Genomic DNA, 21,361 nt, shown 5'->3' with positions numbered 1-21,361 from the left:
GGCGCCGGCGTCAGCTGCCGGCCACCGCCTGCGTCACCTCGTTCTGCCCCTGCTCGCTGCCGGCCATCGGTACCGTCTCGCGGCTGCGGTCGGAGATGGCGTCGAACTGCGCCGCCACCTGCTCGGGCACGTCGGGGCCGGTGCCCAGGTGCACGCCGTGCGTCAGCGTGACGTAGGCACGCTCGAAGGTGCCCGCGCCCGCGCACAGGATGGCGCGCGTGGGCGCGTCGTCCGACACCAGGAACAGCAACCCCGGCGACACCGCGGCCGGATCCAGCTTCGCCAGCACGGCCGGCGGCATCAGCCCTTCGGTCATCTGCGTTGCGGCGGTGGGCGCCAGGCAGTTGACGCGGATGCCGTCCTTGGCGCCTTCGATCGACAGCGTCTGCATCAGGCCCACCAGGCCCATCTTCGCGGCGCCGTAGTTGGCCTGGCCGAAGTTGCCGTACAGGCCGCTGGATGAGGTCGTCATCACGACGCGGCCGTACTTCTGCGCGCGCATCACCGGCCACACCGCCTGCGTGCAGATCGCGGCGCCCACCAGATGCACTTCCAGCACCTCGCGGAAGTCGGCCAGCGTCATCTTGCCGAAGCTCTTGTCGCGCAGGATGCCGGCGTTGTTGACGAGGATGTCGACGCGGCCCCAGGCCGTCATCGCGGCCTGCACCATCGCCGCCACCGCGGCTTCGTCGCTGACCGAGCCGGCCGCGGCGATGGCCGTGCCGCCGGCGGCGCGGATCTCGGCCGCCACGGCCTCGGCGTTGGCGGCCACGAAGTCGTTGACCACGACCTGCGCGCCGCGGGCGCCCAGCGCCAGCGCGTGCTGGCGGCCGAGGCCGCCGCCGGCGCCGGTGACGATGGCCACGCGGCCGTCGAATCGAATCTGCATGGTGTGCTTGTCTCCGTGTGGGAACGAGGGCCCGAACGCTAGCAGATGCCCGCGCCGCGGCCTGCCGGTGGCGGCGCGCGACAATCGCGGCCATGCCCGACATCAGCTTCATCCAACCCGACGGCAGCGAGCACGGCCTGGAAGCCCCCGAAGGCGTGAGCCTGATGCAGGTGGCCACCGGCGCCGGCATCGCCGGCATCGTCGCCGAGTGCGGCGGCTCGGCCATCTGCGCCACCTGCCACGTGTACGTCGACGACCCCTGGCAGGCGCTGCTGGCGCCGCCCGATGCCAACGAGCTCGCGATGCTCGAGTGCACAGCAGCCGAACGGCGGCCGGGCAGCCGGCTGGCGTGCCAGATCCCGATCACCGCCGCGCTGCAAGGCCTGGTGGTGCACGTGCCCGCGCGGCAGTACTGAGCAAGCCCTCCGATGTCCACACCCGACCCCATCGTCATCGTCGGCGGCGGCCATGCCGGCGCCGCGCTCTGCGTGGCTCTGGCCGAAGCCGGCCTGGGTGCCCGCGTGCACCTGGTCTGCGACGAACCCGTGCTGCCCTACCAGCGCCCGCCGCTGTCCAAGAGCTTCCTGAAGAACCCCGACGAGGCGCCGGCGCTGCACCGTGCCGAGGCCTGGTACGCCGAAGCCGGCATCACGCTGCACCGCGGCGACGCGGCCGTGGCGATCGACCGCGCCGGCCACCGGCTGCAGCTGGCCAGCGGCACGGCGCTGCCCTACGCGCAGCTGGTGCTGGCCACCGGCGCGCGTGCGCGCACGCTGCCGGCGCTGCAGGGCCTGGACAACGTGGCCGTGCTGCGCAGCGCGGCCGACGCCGTGCGCACGCGCGCGCTGCTGGCCGCGGCACAGCGTGTCACGGTGCTGGGCGGCGGCTACATCGGGCTGGAGATCGCGGCCAGCGCGCAGGCGCTGGGCAAGCAGGTCACGGTGCTGGAAGCGGCGCCGCGGCTGCTGGCGCGCTCGCTGTCGGCGGCGATGGCCGAACACGTGCTGCAGGCGCACCGCGCCAGCGGCATCGACCTGCGGCTGGGCGTGCACGTCGGCGGCTTCGAGGCCGCGGGCGGCCGCCTGCAGGCGCTGCAGGTGGACGGCGTGCGCGAGGACGTGGACCTGCTGGTGCTGGGCATCGGCGCCGTGCCCGAGGACACGCTGGCGCGCGCCGCCGGCCTGGCCTGTGCCGACGCGGCCGACGGTGGCGGCGTGCTGGTCGACGCCGCGCTGCGCAGCAGCGACCCCGACGTGCTGGCCATCGGCGACTGCGCCAGCTTCCCGCTCGCCGGCAGCACGCAACCGCTGCGGCGGCTGCGGCTGGAATCGGTGCCCAACGCCGGCGACCAGGCGCGCACCGCCGCGGCCACCTTGCAGGGCCGGCAGCCGGTGCATGCGGCGTTGCCGTGGTTCTGGTCCGACCAGGGCGGGCTGCGTCTGCAGATGGCCGGCCTGCTGCCCGCCCATGCCGTGGTGCACCGCCGGCCCGGGCCCACGCCCACGGGGTTCTCGCTGCTGCACTACGTGGGCGACCGCTTCGCCTGCGTGGAAAGCGTCAACGCCCCGATGGACCACATGATGGCGCGCAAGCTGCTGGAAGCCGGCAAGAGCCCCGACCCGGCCGCTGCCTGCGACCCCGCGCAGCCGCTGAAGCAGTGGCTCTGACACGCACGGCACGCCCCAGTCACCACCACAACACACCACGAGACACCCGATGGAAGCCCTCGTCATCCACGCCGCCGGCGACCTGCGCGTCGAGACCGTCGAGACGCCCGCACTCGGCACCGGGCAGCTGCGCGTGCGCGTGCGCTGCGGCGGCATCTGCGGCAGCGACCTGCACTACTACCAGCACGGCGGCTTCGGCGTCGTGCGCGTGAAGGAACCCATGGTGCTGGGCCACGAGGTGGCCGGTGTCGTCGAGGCCGTGGGCGCGGCGCTGCAGGGCTTTGCCGTCGGCGACCGCGTGGCCATCAGCCCCAGCCGCCCGTGCGGCCTGTGCCGCTACTGCCAGCAGGGGTTGCAGAACCATTGCCTGGACATGCGCTACTACGGCAGCGCGATGCGCACGCCGCACGTGCAGGGCGCGTTCCGGCAGGAGATCGTGATCGAGCCGCACCAGGCGCACAAGCTGGCCGACAGCGTCAGCGACCACGAAGGCGCGATGGCCGAGCCGCTGTCGGTGGCGCTGCACGCCGTGAACCGCGCCGGCCCGCTGCTGGGCAAGCGCGTGCTCGTCACCGGTTGCGGGCCCATCGGCGCGCTGCTGATCGTGGCCGCGCGGCGTGCCGGGGCGACGCAGATCGTCGCCACCGACGTCGCGCCGTTCACGCTGCGCAAGGCGTTGGCGGTGGGCGCCGACGAGGCGCTCAACGTCGCCGAGGACCCGCAGGCACTGGCGCGCTTCAGCGCCGACAAGGGCCACTTCGACGTGCTGCTGGAAGCCAGCGGCAACGCGCGTGCGCTGGTCGGCGCCTTCGACGCGCTGCGCCCGCGCGGCATCATCGTGCAGGTGGGCCTGGGCGGCGAGATGACGCTGCCGGTGAACACCATCGTCGCCAAGGAATTCGACCTGCGCGGTGCCTTCCGCTTCCACGAGGAATTCGCCACCGCGGTGGCGCTGCTCAACAGCGGCCTGGTGGACGTGAAGCCGCTGATCTCGGCCACCATGCCCTACCGCGACGCCAGCCGCGCGTTTGCGCTCGCGGCCGACCGCTCGCAGGCGATGAAGGTGCTGCTCAGCTTCGACTGAGCCAGCGGCGGGCGGCTACGAGCGGCGCCCGCCCGCCACCAGCAGCACGCCGCCCACCACCGCGGCGACGATGCCGGCCCACAGCGGCACGTTGACGGTCTCGCGGTCCTTCACCGACAGCTCCAGCGGCCCGATCTTCACGTCGCTGCTGCTCTTCGTGTACGTGAACCCGCCGTAGGCGAGCGCCAGCACGCCGGCCACCAGCAGCACCAGTCCCAGGGTCTTCATCATGTTCATGCGCACTCCGGCGCCCCGGGCAAGAGGCCGGTGCGTGGCGCCAGCATCGCGGCTGCGCCGCTGCGGCGGCAGCAGCCGGCACGCCGCCGGCATGTAGGACAGCGCCGCGCCGGCTCAGGGCCCGGGCGGCTGCGCGCCCACCACGCCATCGGCCAGCAGCACCGCGATGGCGGCGTCGTCGTAGCCCAGCCCGCGCAGCAGCGCCTGCGTGTGTGCGCCGACCGCAGGCGGCGGTGCGCGCAGCGGCAGGCGCTGGCCGTCCAGCGTCAGCGGCAGCAGCGGCGCGCGGGTGGCGATGGCCTGCCCGGCGCCGCTGGCGTCGGCCGGCAGCGTCATCGGCGCCAGGCCGCCAGTGGCCGCCAGGTGCGGGTCGTCGAACAGGTCCTGCGGCCGCGTGATCGGCGCGAACGGCAGGCCCTGGGCCTCGAACAGCGCGCTGATCTCGGCCGCCGTGCGCGGCGCCAGCGTGGCGCGCAGCACCGGCAGCAGCCAGTCGCGTGCCTGCACGCGCAGGTTGTTGGTGGCCAGCCGCGCATCGGCGTGCAGGTCGTGCAGGCCGAAGGCGTTGCAGAACAGCGCCCACTGCGTGTCGGAGACCACGGCCAGGAACACCTGCTCGCCGCCGGCCACCGTGAACACGTCGTAGATGCCCCAGGCGCTGATGCGGCTGGGCATCGGCGCGGCGGGTTTGCCGGTGACGGCGAACTGCATCATGTGCTGCGCCATCAGGAACACGTTGTTCTCGAACAGCGCGCTCTGCACCTGCTGGCCGCGGCCGGTGCCGCCGCTGGCACGATCGCGCTGGTGCAGCGCCGCCAGCACGCCGATGGCGCCGAACATGCCGCCCATGATGTCGTTGACGCTGGTGCCGGCGCGCAGCGGCCGGCCCTCGGGGCCGGTCATGTAGGCCAGGCCGCCCATCATCTGCACCACCTCGTCGAGCGCGGTGCGGTGTTCGTAGGGCCCGGGCAGGAAGCCCTTGTGCGAGACGTGGATCAGCCGCGGGTTCAGCGCCTGCAGCGCCGCCGGGCCCAGGCCCAGCCGCTCCATCGCGCCGGCCTTGAAGTTCTCGCTGAAGACGTCGGCCTGCGCCACCAGCTTCAGCACGATCTCGAGCCCGCGCGGGTCGTGCGTGTTCACCGCCAGGCTCTGCTTGTTGCGGTTGAACATCGCGAAGAAGCCGGCGCCCGAACCGAGCAGCCTGCGCGTGTTGTCGCCGGCCAGCGGCTCGACCTTCACGACCTCGGCGCCCAGGTCGGCGAGGATCATGCCGCAGCTCGGGCCCATCACCATGTGCGTGAACTCGACCACGCGCAGGCCCGCCAGCGGCAGGGCGGTCTCAGCCATGGGCGTAGCCCTTGGGCAGCCCGGCCTCGGCGGTCATGCCGTACAGCGGCTCGCCGGGCAGGCCGGCCTGCAGCGGCGCGCGCGCGGCGATGAGGCGCTCGAGATCGACCCCGGTGCGCAGGCCCATGGCCTCGAACATGAACACCAGGTCCTCGGTGACGACGTTGCCGCTGGCGCCGGGCGCGTAGGGGCAACCGCCGAGCCCGGCGAGCGAGGCGTCGAAGCTGCGCACGCCCACGTCGAACGCCGCCAGGCAGTTGGCCAGGCCCAGGCCGCGCGTGTTGTGCAGGTGGGCGGCCCCTGTCTTGTCGCCGACGGCCGCGCGCACGCGCTGGAACAGGCGGCGCACCTGGGCCGGGTTGGCCATGCCGGTGGTGTCGGACAGGCCGATGTCGCCGACGCCGGCCGCGGCCAACTGCTCGGCCAGCCGCACCACGTCGTCGTCCGGCACCGCGCCCTGCAGCGTGCAGCCGAAGGCGGTGGAGATGCCGGCCTCGATCTGCACGCCGGGCGCGGTGGCGTCGCGCAGCGCGACGATGGCGCGCACCTCGTCCACCATCTCGGCGGGCGTCTTGCGCACGTTGGCCATCGAGTGCGCGGCGCTGGCCGAGACCGGGACGGTCAGTTTGTGCACGCCGGCTGCCAGCGCGGCTTCGGCGCCGCGCCGGTTGGGCACCAGCGCCAGCACCGTCAGGCCGGGCAGCGTGCGCGCGTGGCGCACCACGTCGGCCGCGTCGGCCATCTGCGGCAGCAGCCGCGCCGGCACGAAGGACGCGACCTCGATCTCGCGCAGCCCGGCGGCGTGCAGCGCGTCGATCCAGCGCAGCTTGTCCGCGGTGGGCATCGTGCGCGCCACGCTCTGCAGGCCGTCGCGCGGGCCGACCTCGCTGATCAGGATCTCGGGCGGTGCGGTGGAGGCCATCGGGGGCAGCGGGGCAGGGGGGGCGGAGCCCGGGATCATGACACCGCCGGCTGTGCACCGAGCTGGGCCGACAGTTCGGCGGCGCAGCGGCGCAGCGTGGTGGCGGCCGGGCCGTCTGCCGTGACGTCGAAGCTGGCGCTGGGACCGATCGCGGTGAGGCTGAGCACGAGGCTGCCGCCGCCGTCGAACACCGGCGCGGCCAGCGCGCTGACGCCGGCCACGGCAGTGCCTTCCACGCGCGCCAGGCCGTCGCGGCGGATGGCGGCCAGCTCGGCCTCGAACGCGCCATCGAACGCGCCACCCGACACCGCATCGCCAGGCCCATCGCCCGCCGCGGCCACCACGTCGCGCGGCAGGTGCGCCGCGAACAGCCGGCCCGAGGCCGTGCCGCGCAGGCTCATCACCGCGCCGTGGCGCATGCCCACGTACACCAGCGACGGCGCTTCCTCGGTGCGCACGATGGTGGCGCCGCGGTGGCCCCACACGGCGATGGCCACCGTCTGCCCCAGCGCCTGGGCCAGCGCGGGCAGGCGGGCCGTGGCCAGCCGGACGGGGTCGAACTGCTGCAGGCTGATCAGGCCCAGCTGCATCGCCAGCGGCCCCAGGCCGTAGTGGCCGCTCACGGCGTCCTTGGCGATCAGGCCCAGCTTGCCGAAGCTCACCAGGTACGGGTGGGCCTTGGGCGGCGTCATGTCCGCGGCCTGGGCCAGGTCTTTCAGTGCCATCGGCCGCCCTGCGGCGCCCAATGCCAGCAGCAGCCGGCCGCCGACTTCGATGCTCTGGATGCCGCGTTGGCTCATGGTTTCGGGTTTCTACTTAACTGAACGAATTAGACAGTAGCAAACGAACTGTCTAACATCAAGGCTGAATTCACCAATGACGAATCTATTCGTCAAAGAGGACCCGCGATGAGCAAAGCGTTCGCCAGCCAGGCCGATCTGGAAGAAAAGAAGGTCAGCTTCACGCAGCTGTCGCCGCACGCCTGGGCCTACACCGCCGAAGGCGACCCCAACACCGGCATCGTCATCGGCGACGACGCGGTGATGGTGATCGACACGCAGGCCACGCCGGCGATGGCGCAGGACGTCATCCGCCGCATCCGCGAGGTCACCGACAAGCCGATCAAGTACGTCGTGCTGAGCCACTACCACGCGGTGCGCGTGCTCGGCGCCAGCGCCTACCAGCCCGAGCACATCATCGCCAGCCACGACACGCTGGACCTGATCCAGGAGCGCGGCGAGCAGGACAAGGCCAGCGAGATCGGCCGCTTCCCGCGGCTGTTCCGCAACGTCGACAGCGTGCCGCCCGGCCTGACCTGGCCCACGCTGACCTTCACCGGGAAGATGACGCTGTGGCTGGGCAGCCTGGAAGTGCAGCTGCTGCAGCTGGGCCGCGGCCACACCAAGGGCGACACGGTGGTGTGGCTGCCGGCCGAGCGCATCCTGTTCAGCGGCGACCTGGTGGAGTTCGACGCCACGCCCTATGCCGGCGACGCCTACTTCAGCGACTGGCCGCAGACGCTGGACAACATCGCCGCGCTCCGGCCGCTGCAGCTGGTGCCCGGCCGCGGCGCCGCACTGCAGGACGAGGCCGCGGTGGCCGCGGGCCTGGCCGGCACGCGCAGCTTCATCGCCGACGTCTATGCCGCCGTGCAGGCGGGTGCGGCCGCCGGCCAGGACCTGAAGACCGTGTACCGCCAGACGCTGGAGGCCGTGCGCCCGAAGTACGGGCACTGGGTCATCTTCGACCACTGCATGCCCTTCGACGTGAGCCGCGCGTACGACGAAGCCACCGCGCACCGCGACCCGCGCATCTGGACCGCCGAGCGCGACATCGCGATGTGGAAGGCGCTGGAGCAGTAGCCGTGCCCGCCCTCGACGGCCGCAGCGCCAGCTTCGCCTGCCCGCGCGCGCCCGAGCAGGACGGCGCGCAGCCGCTGCACCCGGTGGTGGTGGTCGGCGCCGGGCCGGTGGGGCTGAGCCTGGCCATCGACCTGGCGCAGCGCCTCGCGCCGCGCGGCGGACAGGTGCTGCTGCTGGACAACGACCACAAGCTCAGCACCGGCTCGCGCGCGATCTGCTTCGCCAAGCGCACGCTGGAGATCTGGGACCGGCTGGGCGTGGGCGACGCGATGGTGGCGCAGGGCGTGTCGTGGAACGTCGGCCGCGTCTTCCACCGCGACGCGCCGGTCTATGCCTTCGACCTGCTGCCCGAGCCCGGCCACGAGCGCCCGGCCTTCATCAACCTGCAGCAGTTCCACGCCGAGGCGCACCTGGTGCAGCGCGCGCAGGCGCTGCCCAACCTGCAGATCCGCTGGGGCCACCGCGTCGCGGGGCTGCAGCAGCACGCACAGCACGCCGACCTGGCGGTGGACACGCCCACGGGCGGCTACACGCTGCGCGCGCAGTGGGTCGCCGCGTGCGACGGCAGCCGCAGCACGCTGCGCGGCCTGCTCGGGCTGCAGACGCAGGGGCGGGTGTTCCACGACCGCTTCCTGATCGCCGACGTGCAGATCGACGGCGAACTCTTCGACGACGGCCGCGCCGAACGCTGGTTCTGGTTCGACCCGCCGTTCCACCCCGGGCAGAGCGTGCTGCTGCACCGCCAGCCCGACGGCGAGTGGCGCATCGACTTCCAGCTCGGCTGGGACGCCGATCCCGAGGCCGAGCGCGCGCCCGAACGCATCGCGCCGCGCATCCAGGCGCTGCTGCGCGGCGGCTTCGGCCGCGACATCCCGTTCACGCTGGTCTGGGCCAGCGTCTACACCTTCGCCTGCCAGCGCATGGAACGCTTCCGCCACGGCTGCGTGCTGTTTGCCGGCGACGCCGCGCACGGCGTGTCGCCGTTCGGTGCGCGCGGTGCGAATTCGGGCGTGCAGGACGCCGAGAACCTGGCCTGGAAGCTGGCTGCGGTGCTGGACGGCAGCGGCAGCGAGGCACTGCTCGACACCTACGCCAGCGAACGCGAGCACGCCGCCGACGAGAACCTGCTGAACAGCACGCGCAGCACCGACTTCATCACGCCCAAGAGCCCGGTGAGCCACCTGTTCCGCGACGCCGTGCTGGCGCTGGCGCGCGAGCACGCCTTCGCGCGGCGCCTGGTCAACAGCGGCCGGCTCTCGGTGCCGAGCACGCTGGACGGCTCGACCCTGAACACGCCGGACTTGCCCGGCGACGCCTTCACCCCGCAGCTGCGCCCCGGCGCTCCGGCCGCCGACGCGCCGCTGCTGCTGCACGGCCGCCCGGGCTGGCTGCTGCGCGCGCTGGACCCGGGCTTCACGCTGCTGGTGTTCGGCCCGGCGCCGGCCTGGAACGCGGGCACGGCCGTGCTGGCCATCGACGGCGACACCGTGCGCGATGCGCAGGGCCTGGCCGCGCAGCGCTACGACGCACGGCCCGGCACCGCGTTCCTGCTGCGCCCGGACGGCCACGTCGCCGCGCGCTGGCGCCATCCCACCGAGCCTGCCGTGCGCGCGGCGCTGCAGCGCGCACTGGCGCGGAACTGAGCACCATGCCCGACGACACCCTGACCACGGCGGCCACGCTGGAACGCCCCGACGACTTCTACGCCGCGCTGCTGGCCGCGCACGACGGCCTGAGCGATGCGCAGAGCCAGGCGCTGAACGCGCGCCTGGTGCTGCTGCTGGCCAACGCGGTCGGCCACCACGCCACACTGTTGCGGCTGCTGCACGACGCACGGCGCAGCCTCTGATCCCTGAGAGCACCCCCAATGCACACCACCGAACTCGCCGGCTTCGGCAACCAGTTCCAGAGCGAGGCCGTGCCCGGCGCGCTGCCCATCGGCCGCAACAGCCCGCAGCAGGCGCCGCTGGGGCTGTACGCCGAGCTGCTGTCGGGCAGCGCCTTCACCGCGCCGCGGGCCGAGAACCGCCGCACCTGGCTCTACCGCCGCCAGCCCAGCGTGATGACCGGCCCCTGCCAGCCGCTTGCGCAGCCGTTCTGGAAGACCGGGGCGGCGCAGGGCGAAGAGGCCCCGCCCGACCCGCTGCGCTGGCACCCGATCGCCGTGCCCGAGGCCGGCGAGACGCCGCTGGACTTCATCGACGGCCTGCGCACCATCGTCGTCAACGGCGACGCCGACGCGCAGACCGGCGTCGCCGCCCACGTGGTGCTGGCCAACCGCAGCATGCAGCGTGCGTGCGTCAATGCCGACGGCGAACTGCTGCTGGTGCCGCAGCAGGGCGCGCTCACCATCACCACCGAGCTCGGCGTGCTGCAGGTGGCGCCGGGCGAGATCGCGCTGCTGCCGCGCGGCATGGCCTTCCAGGTGGCGGTGCAGGGGCCGACGCGCATCTACGTCTGCGAGAACTACGGCGCGCCGTTCCGCCTGCCCGAGCTGGGCCCCATCGGCAGCAACGGCCTGGCCAACGCCCGCGACTTCATCGCGCCGCAGGCCGCGTTCGCGGCCGACAGCGGGCCGATGGAGATCGTGCGCAAGTTCGGTGGCCGGCTGTGGCGCACCACCGCGGCCGCCAGCCCGTTCAACGTGGTGGCCTGGCACGGCAACCTGGTGCCGTTCAAATACGACACGCGGCGCTTCAACACCGTGGGCTCGATCAGTTTCGACCACCCCGACCCGAGCATCTTCACGGTGCTCACCAGCCCCAGCGACACGCCCGGCACCGCCAACTGCGACTTCGTGATCTTCCCGCCGCGCTGGCTGGTGGCCGAGGACACCTTCCGCCCGCCCTGGTACCACCGCAACGTGATGGCCGAGTTCATGGGCCTGGTGCACGGCCAGTACGACGCCAAGCCCGAGGGCTTCCGCCCCGGCGGCATGAGCCTGCACAACACGATGGTGCCGCACGGCCCGGACGCCGAGGCCTTCGACAAGGCCAGCCGCGCGGCGCTCGTGCCACAGAAGCTCGACGACACGCTGGCCTTCATGTTCGAGAGCCGCTGGCGCTTCAAGCCCACCGCGTATGCGCTGGAAGCTGGCATGCTCGACACCGCCTACGCCGACTGCTGGGCATCGCTGGCCGACCGCTTTCAAGTACCGCAACCATGAACCTGACCGACGCCACGCACGCCCCGGATCTGAGGAGCTGGGTCACCAGTGCCAACGCGCCCGGCACCGACTTCCCCGTCCAGAACCTGCCGCTGGGCCGCTTCCGGCGCGCGAAGAGCGACGAGCCCTGGCGCGTGGGCGTGGCCATCGGCGACGAGGTGCTGGACCTGCGGCTCGCCGCCCAGCAGTGCCCCTGGGGCGACGGCGTGCACGAGCTGCTGCAGCCGCTGGCCGACGGCGACCTGGCGGCCTTCATGGCGCTGGGCCGGCCGGCCTGGCGGCGGTTGCGCGCGGCGCTGTCGGCGGCGCTGGCCGAAGGCAGCGACCAGGGGCCGTTCCTCGAGCTGTGCCTGGTGCCGCAAGCACAGGCCGAGATGGCGATGCCGTGCGCCATCCGCGACTACACGGACTTCTACGCCGGCATCCACCATGCGGTGACGGTGGGCAAGCTGTTCCGCCCCGACCAGCCGCTGCTGCCCAACTACAAGTGGGTGCCCATCGGCTACCACGGCCGCGCGTCGAGCATCGGCCTGGGCGGCACGGTGCGCCGGCCCGCGGGCCAGCTGCGCGGCGCTGGCGAGGTGCCGGTGTTCGGGCCCAGCCAAAGGCTGGACTACGAACTGGAGGTCGGCGTCTTCGTCGGCACCGGCAATGCGCTGGGCACGCCGCTGACGATGGCGCAGGCCGAAGACAGCCTGTTCGGCATGACGCTGCTCAACGACTGGTCGGCACGCGACATCCAGGCCTGGGAGTACCAGCCGCTGGGACCGTTCCTGTCGAAGAGCTTCGCCACGTCGATCTCGCCGTGGATCGTCTCGATGGAGGCGCTGGCGCCGTTCCGCAGGCCGTTCACGCGTCCCGCGGGCGACCCCGCGCCGCTGCCGCACCTGGATTCGCCGTTCAACCAGGCCGCGGGCGCGATCGACATCACGCTCGAGGTGTGGCTGAAGACGCCCGCGATGGCGCAGCCGGTGCGGCTGTCGCGGTCGAACATGCTCGACGCCTACTGGACGCTGGCGCAGCTGCTCACGCACCACGCCAGCAACGGCTGCAACCTGCAGACCGGCGACCTGCTGGGCAGCGGCACCTTGTCGGGCCCGGCACCGGGGCAGGGTGGCTCGCTGCTCGAGCTGAGCAATGGCGGCCGCGTCCCGCTGCAGCTGCCCGGCGGCGAGACGCGCAGCTTCCTGCAGGACGGCGATACCGTCACGTTGCGCGCGGTCTGCCAGGCGCCGGGCGCGGCGCGCATCGGCTTCGGCAGCGTGAGCGGCACGATCACGGGCGCCGTGAAGGGCTGAGTGAAGGGCTGGGGTGGCCCGGCTTTTCCAGCGATCGCCGCGCGCGGCGGCTGCCCACAATCGGGGCGACCATGGACCGCGCGCGCCCTGCAGCCTCTTCGTCGGCACCCGCTTCCGCGCCCGCCAGCACGGCGGCGTGGGCGGCCCGCGTGGCCGCGTGGCACAACCGCCATCCGTTGGCGGCGCGCATCACGCCGGCCCAGGTGCAGGACCTGGGTGTCGTCGACCTGCCCTTCAGCGCGCGCGAGGCGGCCACGCGGCGCCACTGGCGCGCCGTGTTCAGCGACAACCTCCTGCCGCCCTACACGCCGGCGCAGATCGCCCGCTGGACGCTGCGCCACGGGCTCGAGCAGCGCCCGCGCGACGCCGGCCAGCCGGTGCGCCAGGTGCCGATCGACCGCCGCCAGCTGCCGCCCGAAGGCCTGGCGCTGGTGCTGTGGGTGGGCACCGCGGCGATCCACGACGCGCAAGGCGAGCGCACGCGTGTGCTGCTCGCGCTGCAGGCGCCGCACGCGGTGCTGGGCCAGCGCCTGTGGAGCCTGCAGCGCGTGGCGGTGGCGGCGCTGGCGGGTCTGGCGCTGGTGACGGCGCCGGTGCTGATGCTGCTGCGCACGGCCGCGCAGGACGCCGCCGCGGCTGCGCCACCGGTGGCCGCTGCGGCGTCTGCCGTGCTGCCGCCGGGCCTGACCCCGGCCGTGGCCGCCGTGCTGGCAGCGGCGTCTGCGGCCTCCTCGGCTTCTGCAGCCACCGCAGCCGCGCCTGCCGCGTCAGCCGCCGTGGCGGCGCTGGGCGCGGACGATCTGGTGGCGCCCGACGTGGCCGCCACACCACCAGCCACGTCGTCCGCCACACCGCCGGCCGTGCCGCCGCCGCCCGGGCCATTCCCCCCGCGCCGGCCGCTGCTGGACGAGGCCAGCAAGATCCTCGCGCAGCAGGAACTGGCCTCGGCGCGTGCCGCGCAGGCCGCCGCGCACGGCCTGCCGGTGTTCGCGCTCGTGAGCCGGCAGGTGCGCACGCAGGCCGAGTCCGAGCAGCTGGGTGCGGCGCTGCAGCAGGCGCTGGTCAACACCGAGGCGCCGCGCGGGTTGCGCGTGGACGCCATGCCCGCCGGCCGCACCTGGCGCGCCGTGGGCTGGCCGTTCCTGGAGCGCGGCGACGCCGAGCGCGTGCAGCAGCAATTGGCCGCGCGCGGGCAGCGCGTCGACCTGGTCGCGTTCTAGCCGCGTCTTGGCGATCTCCTAGCGGGCCGCCGACGTGGCGCGCGCCGAAGGGGCCAGTCGCCGCCACAGCCGCCAGCCCAGCAACACGGCCAGCACCGCGGCATACACCGCCACTTCGGCGAAGTCGTTCTTGCCGGCGCGCATCCAGAAGAAGTGCAGCAGGCCCAGCAGCGCCGTGGCGTACACGGCGCGGTGCAGCGCCTGCCAGCGCGCCGCGCCCAGCGCCTTGATCGCGCGGTTGAACGAGGTCGCGGCCAGCGGCAGCATCAGCAGCAGGGCCGCGCTGCCGACCAGGATGAAGGGGCGCTTGGCGATGTCGCGCACGATGGCCGGCAGGTCGAACCCCATGTCGAGCCAGGCGAAGCACAGGAAGTGCAGCAGGCCATAGAAGAACGCGAACAGGCCGAGCATGCGCCGCAGCCGCGCCAGCGCGCTCCAGCCGGTGGCCTGGCGCAGCGGCGTCACCGCCAGCACGATGCACACGAAGCGCAGCGTCCAGTCGCCCGAGGCGCGGATCAGCGCTTCGGCCGGGTTCGCTCCCAGCGTGTTCGCCACCGCGCCCGCCACCAGCCAGGCCAGCGGCGCCAGGCACAGGAGGAACAGCAAGGGCTTCGTGGCCGGCTGCAGCAGCAGCTTGTTCACGGGGCTGGCGGCCGGTGCCTCAGTAGAACTTCTTCAGGTCCATGCCCGCGTAGAGCTGGCCCACCTGCGGCTCGTAGCCGTTGAACATCAGCGTCGGGCGCTTCTTGGCGAACAGCCCGTCCTCGCCGATGCGGCGCTCGCTGGCCTGGCTCCAGCGCGGGTGGTCGACCTTCGGGTTCACGTTCGAGTAGAAGCCGTACTCGCTCGAGGCGGCCTCTTCCCAGCTGGTCTTGGGCTGCTTGTCGACGAAGCGGATCTTCACGATGCTCTTGGCCGACTTGAAGCCGTACTTCCAGGGCACCACCAGGCGCACCGGCGCGCCGTTCTGGTTGGGCAGGACCTCGCCGTACATGCCGAAGGCCAGCAGCGTCAGCGGGTGCATGGCCTCGTCCATGCGCAGGCCCTCGACGTAGGGCCAGTCGAGCACCGACGAGCGCAGGCCCGGCATCTGCGCCTTGTCGGCCAGCGTCACGAACTGCACGAACTTCGCGTTGCCGGTGGGCTCGACGCGCTTGATCAGTTCGGCCAGCGACCAGCCCACCCACGGCACCACCATCGACCAGCCCTCGACGCAGCGCAGGCGGTAGATGCGCTCTTCCATCGGGGCCAGCTTCAGCAGCGCGTCGAGGTCGAAGCTGCCGGGCTTCTTCACCTCGCCTTCGACCGCCACGGTCCAGGGCCGCGGCTTCAGCGTGCCTGCGTAGCGCGCGGGGTCGGACTTGTCGGTGCCGAACTCGTAGAAGTTGTTGTAGCTGGCGGCGTCGGCGTAGGGCGTGAGCTTGTCCATCACCACGGCACCCGCCACGGCGCTCTTGCCGCCAGGCAGGGCGGCCAGCTTGTTCGGCCGCGGTGCCGACCCTTGCGACAGCGCCGGCAGGGCCGTGAACGCAGCACCGGCGGCAGCGCCCTGCAGCAGGCGGCGGCGCGCCTCGAACACGTGCTTCGGGGTGATCTCCGAGGGCACGGGGTGGAGGAAGCCGCGGTCTTTGAGGTGGTGCATGTGGTGACTGCTTTCGTGGACGTGCAGGTGTGTCGGATGGAGCGCCGTGTTCTTACAGCGTGCACTGCACACCAGGGAGCCAACACCCATTGTGAAAGTTCCGGCCGCCCAATGAGAACAGGCCGGTCGAAGACCGGCCTGTGCGTGCAGGGATCGCTGCTGCGGCGTCAGCGCAGGCCGGCGATGTAGTCGGAGACGGCCTTGATCTCGGCGTCGTTCATCTTCGCGGCGATCGCCATCATCTGCGCGCTGTTGGCGCGGGCGCCCGAGCGGAAGGCCAGCAGCTGGGCCTCGGTGTACTCGCCGTGCTGGCTGGCCACGCGCGGGTACTGCGCCGGGATGCCGGCGCCGTTGGGGCTGTGGCAGCCTGCGCAGGCCGGCACGGCCTTGCTGGCGATGCCGCCGCGGTAGATCTGCTCGCCCAGGGCGATGGTGTCCTTGTTCTTCGCGAAGCCGGGCTTGGCCTGCTTGGAGGCGTAGAACGCGGCGACGTTCTTCATGTCTTCGTCGCTCAGCGTCGCGGCGAAGCCCTGCATGATGGCGTTCTTGCGCTTGCCGGCCTTGAACTCGGTCAGCTGCTTCACCAGGTACTCCGGGTGCTGACCCTGCAGGATCGGATTGGCCGGCGCGCCGCGCGAGCCGTCGGCCGTGTGGCAGGCCATGCAGGTGGCGGCCGTGGCCTGGCCCTTGGCGAGGTCGGGCTTGAACGCGGGCTTGGCGTCGGCGGCGAGCGCGGGGCCAGCGAGCAGGGCGGCGAAGATCAGGGCGACGGCGGACTTCATGCGTGAGCGAGCCTTGAAAACGGGGTGCATCGGAGCAAACCCGAAGATTTTACAATGCCCCATGACGACCCCTCGTTCCACTGTGCCGGAAGCTGCACAAAAGACAGCGCTGGCGTGGACCCACACCGCGCGTTTCCTCACCACCGCGAGCCAGCTGCACCAGTTGCCGGCGAGCGAATTGCCCGAGATCGCCTTCGTCGGCCGCAGCAATGCCGGCAAGTCCACCGCCATCAACACGATGGCGCAGCAGAAGCGACTCGCCTTTGCCTCGCGCACGCCAGGCCGCACGCAGCACATCAACCTGTTCGAGGTGGGCCCGAAGGACGCGCCGAACGCGCTGTTCGCCGACCTGCCGGGTTACGGTTATGCCAAGGTCGAGCGCGCCGCGAAGCTGCGCTGGCAGGAGGTGATGGCGCAATACCTCGAGCTGCGCCGGCCGTTGCACGGCGTGGTGATGATGGTCGATTCGCGGCTGGGCTTCACCGATCTCGACCGCCGCCTGCTCGACCTCGTGGCGCCGCGCCTGGCCAACGGCGAGGTGCGGCTGCTGGCGCTGCTGACCAAGGCCGACAAGCTCAACCGACGCGACGCCGAAGCGGCGCTCGCCGCGGCGCAGGAGGTGCTGGGGGCGGTGGCGACCGAGAACTCCGACCTCGGCGTGTCGCTGTTCTCGGCGCTGTCGCGCCGGGGCGTCGGCGACGCGGCCGAGGTGCTGCACGGCTGGGTCCATGCCGCGGCGCCCGCACGCGAGCATGCCGACGACGCGGCGCCACCGCCCGCAGACGCCGCGCCCGCGGCCGACCCCGCCGCATGATCCGCCACTTCGACCTGCACCTGCCGCACGGCGTCCACCTCGCCTGCCGGGCCGCCGGCACGCAGGGCCCGCGGGTGCTGCTGCTGCACGGCTTCCCCGAAGCCGCCTTCGTGTGGGACGACGTGATGCTGGCGCTGGCGCCGCAGGCACGCTGCGTGGCCCCGAACCTGCGCGGCTATGCGGGCTCGTCGGCGCCGGCCGACGTGGCGGCCTACCGCCCGCGCCACCTGGTGGCCGACGTGGCGGCGGCGATCGAGGCGCTGGGTGCGCCGGTGGACGTGCTGGTGGCCCACGACTGGGGCGGCGCGGTGGCCTGGAACCTCGCGGCGCAGCGGCCCGACCTGCTCAAGCGCCTGGTGATGATCAACTCGCCGCACCCGGCGACCTTCCTGCACGCGCTGCGGCACGACGCCGCGCAGCAGGCGGCCAGTGCCTACATGACCTTCCTGTGCCGGCCCGATGCCGAGGTGCTGCTGGCCGAGGACGACTTCCGCCGCCTGTGGCCGTTCTTCGGCGATGCTGCCTGGCTGACGCCGGCGGTGCGCGACCAGTACCGCGCCGCCTGGTCGCGCGGTCTCACCGGCCCGGTGAACTACTACCGTGCCTCGCCGCTGCGGCCGGCGACCGGGCCCGGCGATCTGCTGCACACGCTGGAACTGCCCGACGCGTCCGTCACGGTGCGCGTGCCCACCACGCTGCTGTGGGGCGCGCAGGACAAGGCGCTGCTGCCGGTGCTGCTGCAGGGCCTGGAACGCTGGGTGCCGCAGCTCGACCTGCGGCACGTGCCCGAGGCCACGCACTGGATGGTGCACGAGCAGCCGCAGCGTGTGGTGGCCGCCGTGCAGGCGGCGCTGCAGGCGGCGCGGGTCTAGGCGGCGGCGCCGCCGCGCGCCATGCGGCGCATCACGCGCTTGGCGGCCTCGCGCATCAGCGAACGCGGCTCCACCAGGTGCAGCAGGTGTTCGCCGTGCAGCGTGAGCAGCGCGCGCCGGCGCACGGCCCAGGTGGCCTCGCTGGCGCTGTCGCCGAAGAGCCAGACCTCGCCACGCTCGCCGGGCCACAGGAGCTGCGCATGCACCCAGCGGCCTTCCATGAACATGCGCACCCACTCCGACGGGCGGCGCTGCTGCAGCCAGCCCAGCGAGGCGTTGGCCGCGGGCCGGGGCGCCGACTCGGCGGCATCGATCAGCGCCGCCGGCACGGTGTCCATCTGGCCCAGGTCGATGGCGCCATGCAGCGTCGACGGCGTGGTCTGCGACGCGGCCAGCCGGTCTTCCAGCTGCTGCAGCGCCACGATCTCGCGCTGCGCCGTGCGGCAGCGCAGCTCGAAGGCGCTCTGCTCGTGGCCGGCGAGGCGGTCACCCGCCCACTGGTACAGGCTGGCGTTCTGCTCGGGTTCGGCCACCAGGTGGTCGATCAGGCCCTGCACGAAGCGCAGCGAGCGCGTGCGCAGCGGGTCGCCGGCCGGCGGCAGCACCTCGGCCAGGTGCGCGATGCGGTCGACGAAGCGCCAGGCCGGGTGCGTCTCGCGGTCCATCGTCTTGGGCTCGCGCAGCGCGACGCGGATGAACGGCGCCTGCAGCCGCGACAGCAGCAGCCGCACGTCGTCCGCCAGCTCGGGATCGGTGAGGATGGCGTCGAAGATGCGGCTCAGCACCTCGATCTGCTGCTGGTCGACCGCGCTCGGCGCGTTCTCCACCAGCTGCTGGTGCTGGCGCTCGCGCAGCGGCTCCAGGTCGGCCGGCGCGGTGTCGGGCGCCAGGCGATGCAAGGCCTGGTCCATCTGGCGCAGCACCTCGTCGAGCGGCATGCGCGGCGCGGTCGACGGCGCCAGCGCCGGCAGCGCGTCGCGGATGCGGCCCAGGTCGGGCGTGAAGGTGGTTTCCACCGAACGGGGCCGGTGCGCGCCGCGCGAGCCTGCCGGCAGGATCATCGTGCGGTGGGCCGCCGGTTCGATGCCCTGCGACTCCAGCCGCGACGACGCGCCGGCGAACGCCTTGCGCAGCACCTGGGCCAGCGCCGTGCTGGCGTGGCGCATGAAGGTGAGCTGGTAGCCGCGCGACAGCGGCAGCGCCTGCGCCGCCGCCCACAGCGCGCGGGCGTGGGTTTCGGGCCGGAACGGATTGTGGTCGCGGGTGACGTCCATGTCGCCGACCAGCGCCGAGACGAAGGTCTGCAGCTCGCGCAGCTCGTATTCGGCGACGCTGCGGATGGCCTCGATGGCGTGCGAGATCTCGACGTCCACCGACACTTCTTCTTCATCCACCAGCGACAGCGACAAGGCCCGCGGCGCGGCTGCGGCCGGTGCACTGCGCTGCGCGCCGTCGGCGATCTGCGCCCGCAGCGAGCGCAGGTAGTAGTCGACGATGTGCTGCCGGTGCGACATCACCTTGTGCAGCAGGTCGGCCGCCACGGCGCGGTCGCGCGGCATCATGCCGGCCAGCCCCTTCTGGATGTGCTCCAGGGCTGCTTCGACCACCTGGTCGACGAGCAGCGGCGCGCGCATCAACTCGTCGTCGATGAAGCGCTGCAGCGCGGGCGGGGCAGAGGCGTGGGCCATGGGCGCACCGATCATAGGCCGCGCGAAACGGTCGCAAAAAGCAGAAAAGCCTGCGCGAACGCAGGCTCTTCGGGCTTCCGACAGGCGGAGCAGGGGCCCCGGGCGGCAGCGCCGCCCGGGAGGGACATCACATGTCCATGCCGCCCATGCCGCCCATGCCACCCATGCCGCCGGGCATGCCGCCGCCGGCCGCTTCTTCCTTCGGGGCCTCGGCGACCATGCACTCGGTCGTCAGCATCAGGCCGGCCACGGAAGCCGCGTTCTGCAGGGCAGTGCGCGTCACCTTGGTCGGGTCCAGGATGCCCATCTCGATCATGTCGCCGTAGGTGCCGTTCGCGGCGTTGTAGCCGTGGTTGCCCTTGCCGGCCAGCACCGAGTTGATCACCACGCTCGGCTCGTCGCCGGCGTTGGCGACGATCTCGCGCAGCGGCTGCTCGATCGCGCGCAGCACGATCTTGATGCCGGCTTCCTGGTCGTGGTTGTCACCCTTGATGGTGCCGGCGGCCTGACGGGCGCGCAGCAGGGCCACGCCGCCACCGGCGACGATGCCTTCTTCCACCGCAGCGCGCGTGGCGTGCAGGGCGTCTTCGACGCGGGCCTTCTTTTCCTTCATCTCGACTTCGGTGGCAGCACCGACCTTGATGACGGCGACACCGCCGGCCAGCTTGGCCACGCGCTCTTGCAGCTTCTCGCGGTCGTAGTCGCTGGTGGCTTCCTCGATCTGCACGCGGATCTGCTTGACGCGGGCCTCGATGTCGGCAGCGGCACCGGCGCCGTCGATGACGGTGGTGTTCTCCTTGCCCACTTCGACGCGCTTGGCCTGGCCCAGGTCGGCCAGCGTGGCCTTCTCGAGCGTCAGGCCGACTTCCTCGGCGATGACCTTGCCGCCCGTCAGGATGGCGATGTCTTCCAGCATGGCCTTGCGGCGGTCACCGAAGCCCGGGGCCTTCACGGCGACGACCTTCAGGATGCCGCGGATGGTGTTGACCACCAGGGTCGCCAGCGCCTCGCCTTCGACTTCCTCGGCGATGATCAGCAGCGGACGGCCGCTCTTGGCCACCTGCTCCAGCGTGGGCAGCAGGTCGCGGATGTTGCTGATCTTCTTGTCGTAGAGCAGGACAAACGGGTTGTCCAGCACGGCGACTTGCTTGTCGGGGTTGTTGATGAAGTACGGCGACAGGTAGCCGCGGTCGAACTGCATGCCCTCGACGATGTCGAGCTCGTTGTCGAGCGACTTGCCGTCTTCGACGGTGATGACGCCTTCCTTGCCGACCTTGTCCATTGCCTTGGCGATGATCTCGCCGATGGAGCTGTCGCTGTTGGCGGAGATCGAGCCGACCTGGCCGATTTCCTTGCTGGTGGTCGTGGGCTTGCTGGCCTTCTTCAGCTCTTCGACCAGGGCCGTCACGGCCTTGTCGATGCCGCGCTTCAGGTCCATCGGGTTCATGCCGGCGGCCACGTACTTCATGCCTTCGCGCACGATCGACTGCGCCAGCACGGTGGCCGTGGTGGTGCCGTCACCGGCCAGGTCGCTGGTCTTGGAAGCGACTTCCTTGACCATCTGTGCGCCCATGTTCTGGAGCTTGTCCTTCAGCTCGATTTCCTTGGCCACCGAGACACCGTCCTTGGTGACGGTGGGGGCGCCGAACGAGCGCTCGAGCACCACGTTGCGGCCCTTGGGGCCCAGGGTGACCTTCACGGCGTTGGCCAGGATGTTCACACCCTCGACCATGCGGTGACGGGCGTCCGAGCCGAAGATGACGTCTTTTGCTGCCATGTCTGTATCTCTCTGAATTCTGGGTTGGGTTGTTCGGGCGACTTCTGTCTACGGCCGGGCCGATGGCCCTTGACTTGGCTTCGCCAAGTCAGCC

Annotated in this window: 21 protein-coding genes; 11 read left to right on the top strand and 10 right to left on the bottom strand. The window is 72.2% G+C overall.

Translation table 11 applies throughout. The features are described 5' to 3' along the window. Positions 1-10: 10 nt before the first annotated feature. Complete coding sequence (locus ACPOLB_RS12710) at positions 11-889, bottom strand: SDR family NAD(P)-dependent oxidoreductase (RefSeq protein ID WP_425261731.1); 879 nt, start codon at positions 887-889, stop codon at positions 11-13. Positions 890-981: 92 nt separating this feature from the next. Between ACPOLB_RS12710 and ACPOLB_RS12705 the strand changes: the two genes are divergently transcribed. The 3 genes from ACPOLB_RS12705 to ACPOLB_RS12695 are packed head-to-tail and all read left to right on the top strand — an operon-like array spanning position 982 to position 3,640. Then, complete coding sequence (locus tag ACPOLB_RS12705) at positions 982-1,305, top strand: 2Fe-2S iron-sulfur cluster-binding protein (protein ID WP_425261730.1); 324 nt, start codon at positions 982-984, stop codon at positions 1,303-1,305. A gap of 12 nt (positions 1,306-1,317) precedes the next feature. Continuing rightward, entirely contained in the window at positions 1,318-2,556 is a 1,239-nt protein-coding gene (locus ACPOLB_RS12700) for an NAD(P)/FAD-dependent oxidoreductase (RefSeq protein WP_425261729.1), read from the top strand. Positions 2,557-2,605: 49 nt separating this feature from the next. Then, complete coding sequence (locus ACPOLB_RS12695; protein ID WP_425261728.1) at positions 2,606-3,640, top strand: L-idonate 5-dehydrogenase; 1,035 nt, start codon at positions 2,606-2,608, stop codon at positions 3,638-3,640. 15 nt (positions 3,641-3,655) lie between these two features. On the opposite strand, the gene ACPOLB_RS12690 is transcribed toward ACPOLB_RS12695, so the two are convergent. The 4 genes from ACPOLB_RS12690 to ACPOLB_RS12675 form a co-directional block, all read right to left on the bottom strand. Next, positions 3,656-3,877, bottom strand: a complete 222-nt coding sequence (locus ACPOLB_RS12690) for a hypothetical protein (protein WP_425261727.1) — start codon at positions 3,875-3,877, stop codon at positions 3,656-3,658. A gap of 114 nt (positions 3,878-3,991) precedes the next feature. Then, entirely contained in the window at positions 3,992-5,224 is a 1,233-nt protein-coding gene (locus ACPOLB_RS12685) for a CaiB/BaiF CoA transferase family protein (RefSeq protein WP_425261726.1), read from the bottom strand. Beyond that, positions 5,217-6,146, bottom strand: coding sequence for a hydroxymethylglutaryl-CoA lyase (locus ACPOLB_RS12680; protein ID WP_425261725.1), 930 nt, complete (start codon positions 6,144-6,146; stop codon positions 5,217-5,219). The genes ACPOLB_RS12685 and ACPOLB_RS12680 overlap by 8 nt, the downstream gene beginning before the upstream one ends. A gap of 35 nt (positions 6,147-6,181) precedes the next feature. Then, the gene (locus ACPOLB_RS12675) at positions 6,182-6,946 is read right to left on the bottom strand and encodes an IclR family transcriptional regulator (protein WP_425261724.1); all 765 of its coding nucleotides are present in this window, start codon (positions 6,944-6,946) and stop codon (positions 6,182-6,184) included. A gap of 108 nt (positions 6,947-7,054) precedes the next feature. Between ACPOLB_RS12675 and ACPOLB_RS12670 the strand changes: the two genes are divergently transcribed. The 6 genes from ACPOLB_RS12670 (at position 7,055) to ACPOLB_RS12645 (ending at position 13,692) form a co-directional block, all read left to right on the top strand. Further along, on the top strand, positions 7,055-8,008 hold the full coding sequence (locus ACPOLB_RS12670) for an MBL fold metallo-hydrolase (protein ID WP_425261723.1): 954 nt from the start codon (positions 7,055-7,057) through the stop codon (positions 8,006-8,008). Between the two features lie 2 nt (positions 8,009-8,010). After that, a complete protein-coding gene (locus ACPOLB_RS12665; RefSeq protein WP_425261722.1) occupies positions 8,011-9,651 on the top strand; it encodes an FAD-dependent oxidoreductase in 1,641 nt (546 codons plus the stop codon). A gap of 5 nt (positions 9,652-9,656) precedes the next feature. Continuing rightward, positions 9,657-9,857, top strand: a complete 201-nt coding sequence (locus tag ACPOLB_RS12660; protein WP_425261721.1) for a DUF2783 domain-containing protein — start codon at positions 9,657-9,659, stop codon at positions 9,855-9,857. An 18-nt stretch (positions 9,858-9,875) separates the two neighbouring features. Further along, entirely contained in the window at positions 9,876-11,174 is a 1,299-nt protein-coding gene (gene hmgA / locus ACPOLB_RS12655; protein WP_425261720.1) for a homogentisate 1,2-dioxygenase, read from the top strand. Beyond that, entirely contained in the window at positions 11,171-12,472 is a 1,302-nt protein-coding gene (gene fahA / locus ACPOLB_RS12650) for a fumarylacetoacetase (protein ID WP_425261719.1), read from the top strand. Before hmgA ends, fahA begins: the two co-directional genes overlap by 4 nt. Before the next feature lie 71 nt (positions 12,473-12,543). Further along, complete coding sequence (locus ACPOLB_RS12645) at positions 12,544-13,692, top strand: hypothetical protein (protein ID WP_425261718.1); 1,149 nt, start codon at positions 12,544-12,546, stop codon at positions 13,690-13,692. Between the two features lie 18 nt (positions 13,693-13,710). Here the strand turns inward: ACPOLB_RS12645 and ACPOLB_RS12640 are convergent, their stop codons facing one another. From ACPOLB_RS12640 to ACPOLB_RS12630, 3 genes are all read right to left on the bottom strand, one after another. Beyond that, on the bottom strand, positions 13,711-14,334 hold the full coding sequence (locus ACPOLB_RS12640) for a sulfite oxidase heme-binding subunit YedZ (RefSeq protein WP_425261717.1): 624 nt from the start codon (positions 14,332-14,334) through the stop codon (positions 13,711-13,713). Positions 14,335-14,353: 19 nt separating this feature from the next. Beyond that, positions 14,354-15,334, bottom strand: a complete 981-nt coding sequence (gene msrP, locus ACPOLB_RS12635) for a protein-methionine-sulfoxide reductase catalytic subunit MsrP (RefSeq protein WP_425261716.1) — start codon at positions 15,332-15,334, stop codon at positions 14,354-14,356. A gap of 167 nt (positions 15,335-15,501) precedes the next feature. Continuing rightward, a complete protein-coding gene (locus ACPOLB_RS12630) occupies positions 15,502-16,116 on the bottom strand; it encodes a c-type cytochrome (protein ID WP_425261715.1) in 615 nt (204 codons plus the stop codon). Positions 16,117-16,177: 61 nt separating this feature from the next. On the opposite strand from ACPOLB_RS12630, the gene yihA reads away from it, so the two are divergent. Both yihA and ACPOLB_RS12620 read left to right on the top strand, forming a co-directional pair. Then, positions 16,178-16,930: a ribosome biogenesis GTP-binding protein YihA/YsxC gene (gene yihA, locus ACPOLB_RS12625; RefSeq protein WP_425261916.1), complete on the top strand. Its 753-nt coding sequence runs from the start codon at positions 16,178-16,180 to the stop codon at positions 16,928-16,930. Beyond that, a complete protein-coding gene (locus tag ACPOLB_RS12620) occupies positions 16,927-17,802 on the top strand; it encodes an alpha/beta fold hydrolase (RefSeq protein ID WP_425261714.1) in 876 nt (291 codons plus the stop codon). The genes yihA and ACPOLB_RS12620 overlap by 4 nt, the downstream gene beginning before the upstream one ends. Here the strand turns inward: ACPOLB_RS12620 and ACPOLB_RS12615 are convergent. Together ACPOLB_RS12615 and groL are read right to left on the bottom strand one after the other, a co-directional pair. Beyond that, on the bottom strand, positions 17,799-19,490 hold the full coding sequence (locus ACPOLB_RS12615; RefSeq protein ID WP_425261713.1) for a DUF1631 family protein: 1,692 nt from the start codon (positions 19,488-19,490) through the stop codon (positions 17,799-17,801). The genes ACPOLB_RS12620 and ACPOLB_RS12615 overlap by 4 nt on opposite strands. A 127-nt stretch (positions 19,491-19,617) precedes the next feature. Further along, complete coding sequence (gene groL, locus ACPOLB_RS12610) at positions 19,618-21,267, bottom strand: chaperonin GroEL (RefSeq protein ID WP_425261712.1); 1,650 nt, start codon at positions 21,265-21,267, stop codon at positions 19,618-19,620. Positions 21,268-21,361 lie beyond the last annotated feature (94 nt).

Source organism: Rubrivivax soli, from assembly GCF_049810355.1.
Lineage (GTDB): Bacteria > Pseudomonadota > Gammaproteobacteria > Burkholderiales > Burkholderiaceae_C > Rubrivivax.
The sequence above is the reverse complement of the archived record's forward strand: the minus strand, read 5'-3'. Positions and strand labels throughout refer to the sequence as shown.